Here is a 4721-nt window from a genome sequence, read left to right as displayed (position 1 = left end):
CAGATCGTCACAATCGTCGTCGGCCACCTGGTGGGAGTGCTGGTGGCCCACGACCGGGCGGTGGAAGCCTTCGAGCCTGCGGTGGCCTTACGCAGCCAGTACCCGCTGCTGGCCGTGATGGTGCTCTACACCATGTTCGGGCTGGTACTCATGATTGGCTGACTGGGCTGCCCGGCTTGCCGGAATCGAACGTATGTTCGATACTATGATAGATGGCTTTCGCGTCCATGCTCCCTTCCGAAACTCCCGTCGGCCCGTCGACCGACCGGGCGGCCGGCCTGGCCGAGGTGGCTCGACGGGTCAGCCCGACGGTCCTGGCTGTCGACCGCACCCTGCCGGTGGCCCCGGCTCTGGCCGGTCTACTTCCCGGCGGCTTGCGGCGAGGGACCACGGTCGGCATCTCCGGTGTGGGTGCCCGTTCTTTGGCTCTGGCCCTTCTCTCGGCCGCCACGGTCACCGGCTCGTGGGCTGCGGTGGTCGGCGACCGTGACCTGGGTCTGGCCTCAGCCGCCGAGGCCGGGGTTGACCTCCAACGGTTGGCTGTAGTCGATCCGCCACCACCCGGTATGTGGGGGGAGGTGGTCGCCGCCTTGGTCGCTGCCCTGGACTTGGTACTGGTCGCCCCTGGCTACCGGGTGTCGGGGATCGTCGTCCGACGGCTGACCGCCCGGTGTCGGGAGCGAGGCTCGGTGCTGATCCGGGTGGGGGATGACCCCTGGCCCGACCGTTGCGACCTGCGGTTGACGGTGCTGACCGGCACCTGGTCGGGCCCGGACGACGGCCACGGCCGCCTGCGGTCCCGTCGGGTTGAGGTGGTCGCCGACGGTCGGGGGGTGGCGGCCGGGAGTCGCCGGTCCGAGCTGTTCTTGCCCGGCCCTGACGGTGCGGCATCGGACGCCGGGTGATCCGGTGGCCGATACCGCGTTTGGACCGGTCCGCACCCTGGTGGTCTGGTGCCCCGACTGGCCGCTGGCCGCCCTCGGGGTGGGTCCGGAGGAGCCGGCGGTGGTAATCGACGGGGGCCTGGTCCGGGCTTCCTCGGTGTCGGCTCGGGCCTGCGGGGTGGCCAGAGGCCAGCGCCGACGCGACGCCCAGGCCCGGTGCCCCAACCTGGTCGTCCTAGAATCCGACGAGGCCCGGGAGGCCCGTCGGTTCGAGCCGGTGGTCGCCGCCCTGGGTGACATCACCCCGTGGGTGGAGACCCGTCGGCCCGGCGTCTGCGCCTTCGGCGTCCGCGGTCCTCGTCGTCTCTTCGACGGGGAGGACCACTTGGTGGAGTGCACGGCGACGACGGTGGTCGAGGCGCTGGCCGACGTCCCCGGAGCCGGACGTCCGACCTGTCGGGTCGGGGTGGCTGACGGGTCGTTCGCCGCCGGTCTGGCCGCCCGGGCTGCCGCCCGGGCCGGGATGGGGTCGCTGGTCGTGCCGGCCGGCACCACCCGGACGTTTCTGGCCGTCCAACCGGTGGTGGTACTGGACCGTCCCGAGCTGACTGACGTGCTGACCCGACTGGGCTTGGTCACCCTGGGGGCGTTCGCCGCCCTCCCGGTGGGCGATGTGGTCGGCCGGTTCGGGGCTGAGGGCCTGGCCGCCCACCGGTTGGCCTCGGGGGCCGGGGACCGCCCGTCGGAGCGTCGCCCTGTGTCCGGTGACCTGGCGGTGGCCGTCGACCTGGACCCGCCGGCGGACCGGGTCGAACGGGTGGCGTTCGTCGCCCGTTCGCTGGCCCAGTCGTTTCACGACGGTCTCCTCCGACGAGGCCTGTCCTGTACCCGGATGGTGATCGAAGCGGAGACGGCCCATGGGGAGCGACTGGAGAGGCGGTGGCGAGATGAGGGGCCCATGGGCCCCCTAGCGGTGGCCGACCGGGTGCGGTGGCAACTGGAGGGGTGGTTGCACGGGCCCCCGTCCGTACGGCCCACCGCGGGCCTGACCCGCCTGGCTCTCGTACCCGACGAGGTGGTTCCGGCTACCGGCCACCAGGCCGGTTTCTGGGGCGGGGCATCAGCGGCCGACGGGCGGGCTGAGCGGGGCCTGACCCGGGTGGCCGGCCTGCTCGGCCCCGGGGCAGTGCGGGTGCCGGTGTGGCGGGGTGGGCGCGACCCGGCCGACCAACTGGTCCTGGTGCCGTTTCCGTCTGGCCCCGGCCGGGAGGTGGCGCCTCCGGACGACGCACCCCCCTGGCCGGGGTCGTTGCCCGCTCCCGCCCCGGCCGCCGTGCATGCCGACCCGGCCCCGGCCGAGGTGTTCGACGCCGACGGCCGGATGGTGCGGGTCGACGGTCGGGGTCGACTGTCGGCCCCCCCGGCCGGTCTGCGGCTCGGCGACCGGGCCGCAGACCCGGTCTTGGCCGTGGCCACCTGGTCTGGACCGTGGCCGGTGGAGGAGCGCTGGTGGGATCCGGGCCGCCGTCGCCGCCGGGTCCGCCTGCAGGTGGTCACCACCGACGACACGGCCCGCCTGGTGGTGCTCGAGGACGGCTGCTGGCGGGTCGGAGCGACCTACGACTGAGGCCGGGCTGACCGACTAGCGTGCGGCGACCGCGACCAGGGGGCGTAGGTGAGCGAACGCGAGGAGATGGACTGGGTCCTGTACGGGACCGCCGTCCGGGAACTGGCCACGATGGTGGCCGATGACGACTACCGGCCGGACATGATCCTCTCCATCGTCCGGGGCGGCATGTTCGTGGCCGGCTCGCTGGGCTACGCCCTGGCGGTCAAAAACCTCTACGTGATCAACGTGGTGTACTACACCGGTGTCGATGAACGCCTCGACCTGCCGGTGGTCTTGCCGCCCTACGTCGACTGGGTCGACCTCGACAAAGCGCACGTCCTCATCGTCGACGACGTGGCCGACACCGGCCACACCCTGGCCCTAGTCCGCGAGACGGCGCTGGCCCAGGTGGCCGAAGTCCGGGAGGCGGTGCTCTACCAGAAGCCGCAGTCGATGGTCGACTGCCAGTATTTGTGGTGCCACCCCGACAGGTGGATCAACTTCCCGTGGTCTACCGAACCTCCGGTGGTCGACCTCAAGGGAGCTGGAACGAGCGTCCTGGACGCCTGACTCCACCGTCGGTGTCCCCGACGAACGACCTCAGGCGTGAATAGGGGCCCGGTCGGCCGACCACTCCACGGTCCGCTCCAACTGGCCACCCACCGACATCAGCCGGTCCTCCCGGCCGTAGGCCGCCACCAGCTGAACCCCGACAGGTAGGCCGTCCGAGGAGCCGAGGGGTAGAGAGATGGCCGGCTGTCCTGACGTGTTGAACGGCGAGGTGAATAGCGAGTAGGGGATGGACGCCCGGGATCCCCGGACCGGGTCGTCGTCGCTGGGTGTGAGCTCGCCGAGCCGTGGTGGGGGCAGGGCGGTGGTCGGGGTGAGTAGGAGGTCGAAGTCCTCCCACCAGGCGGCCATGCTCCGGCGCCAGCGACCGATGATCCCCTGGGCCCGGAGGTAGTCGGGGGCGGTCCAGTCTCGGCCGCGCTCGGCCAGGAACCAGGTTCCCGGCTCCACGTCGTCGGCGGTCACCTCCCGGCCCAATTGCTCGCCCAGGGTCATCAGGCTTACCACGGCACCGGTCGACCAGTGAACGGTGAAGGCCCACGCCAGGTCGTTCATCTGGCTGAGCTGGGTGAACGCCTCGGGTCGCGACTCCACCACCTGGTGGCCCAGGTCGGACAGCAGGTCGGCGGTCCGACGGGTTGCCCCTTCGCAGTCGGCGTGGGTAGGCACCCGGTGGTTGTCGGCCATAAGCCCGATGCGGAGGCGTCCCGGGTCAGTACCGACTCGGTCCGCGTAGGGTCGTCCATGATCCGGCGCCACCACGCCGTCGCCCGGAAACGGGATGGCGCAGGCATCCAGGATGGTCGCTGTGTCACGCATGGTGTGGCAGACCACGTGCTGGCAAGAGAGGCTCCACTCTTCGCGGGGCCCCTGGGACACCCGTCCCCGCGAGGGCTTAAGCCCGACCAGGCCGCACATGGCGGCCGGGATACGGATCGAACCGCCGCCGTCGCTGGCGTTGGCCGCTGGCACCATGCCGGTCGCCACCGCGGCCGCCGCCCCTCCGGACGAGCCACCGGTGCTGTACCCGGTGTTCCACGGGTTCCGGCACGGCCCGGTGGACGTCGGTTCGGTGGTGGCCACCAGGCCCAGCTCCGGGGTGTTGGTCCGGCCGACGATCACGAACCCGGCCTCCTTGTACCGAGTGACCAGGTTGGCGTCTTCGTCGGCGGTGAAACCGGCGTCCTTCAGGGCCTGGACACCGCCGTGGTGGGGTTGTCCGGCTTCGGTGGCCCACAGGTCCTTGATGAGCATGGGAACGCCCCGGAACGGTCCGTCGGGAAGGTCGGGGGAGGCGGCCAGAGCTAGCGCTTGGTCGAACTGCCGGTGGATGACAGCGTTGATCTCGCCGTCTAGGTGCTCAATGCGGTCGATGGTGGCCTGCACGGCCTCGACCGGCGAGAGTTGCCCGTCGCGGATCAGGGCAGCCAGACCGACAGCGTCGACCTGGGCCAGCTCGTCTTCGGGGAGGGAGCCGTCAGCCATGGCGCCGGACCGTACCGGCGGGCCGACCGGCAGGCCGTGTCGGGCTCAGTCGCTGCCGGCCCGCTCCAGGTAGTTGTAGACGGTGAAGCGGCTGACCCCAAGAGCCTCGGCCACATCCTCCACCGACTTACGGAGCGTGAAGGCTCCCCATTCGTTCAGGAGGGCCACCGCCT

5 protein-coding genes are annotated in these 4721 nt (G+C 71.4%); 3 read left to right on the top strand and 2 right to left on the bottom strand.

The annotated features are described in order from the left end of the window. Positions 1 to 212 precede the first annotated feature (212 nt). From MK177_10225 to MK177_10215, 3 genes are read left to right on the top strand one after another with little or no spacing between them, the layout of a single operon-like run. A complete protein-coding gene (locus MK177_10225) occupies positions 213 to 905 on the top strand; it encodes a hypothetical protein (protein ID MCH2427691.1) in 693 nt (230 codons plus the stop codon). Positions 906 to 909: 4 nt separating this feature from the next. Further along, complete coding sequence (locus tag MK177_10220) at positions 910 to 2511, top strand: DNA polymerase Y family protein (protein MCH2427690.1); 1602 nt, start codon at positions 910 to 912, stop codon at positions 2509 to 2511. A gap of 48 nt (positions 2512 to 2559) precedes the next feature. Next, the gene (locus MK177_10215; GenBank protein ID MCH2427689.1) at positions 2560 to 3063 is read left to right on the top strand and encodes a phosphoribosyltransferase; all 504 of its coding nucleotides are present in this window, start codon (positions 2560 to 2562) and stop codon (positions 3061 to 3063) included. Between the two features lie 30 nt (positions 3064 to 3093). Here the strand turns inward: MK177_10215 and MK177_10210 are convergent, their stop codons facing one another. Both MK177_10210 and MK177_10205 read right to left on the bottom strand, forming a co-directional pair. Next, positions 3094 to 4548, bottom strand: a complete 1455-nt coding sequence (locus MK177_10210; protein ID MCH2427688.1) for an amidase — start codon at positions 4546 to 4548, stop codon at positions 3094 to 3096. Positions 4549 to 4593: 45 nt separating this feature from the next. Further along, positions 4594 to 4671 (bottom strand): helix-turn-helix domain-containing protein, encoded by a 78-nt coding sequence (locus MK177_10205; protein MCH2427687.1) that lies wholly within the window; start codon positions 4669 to 4671, stop codon positions 4594 to 4596. Positions 4672 to 4721: the final 50 nt, after the last annotated feature.

This window comes from Acidimicrobiales bacterium, assembly GCA_022452145.1.
In the GTDB taxonomy this organism is placed as follows: domain Bacteria; phylum Actinomycetota; class Acidimicrobiia; order Acidimicrobiales; family MedAcidi-G1; genus UBA9410.
The sequence above is the reverse complement of the archived record's forward strand: the minus strand, read 5'-3'. Positions and strand labels throughout refer to the sequence as shown.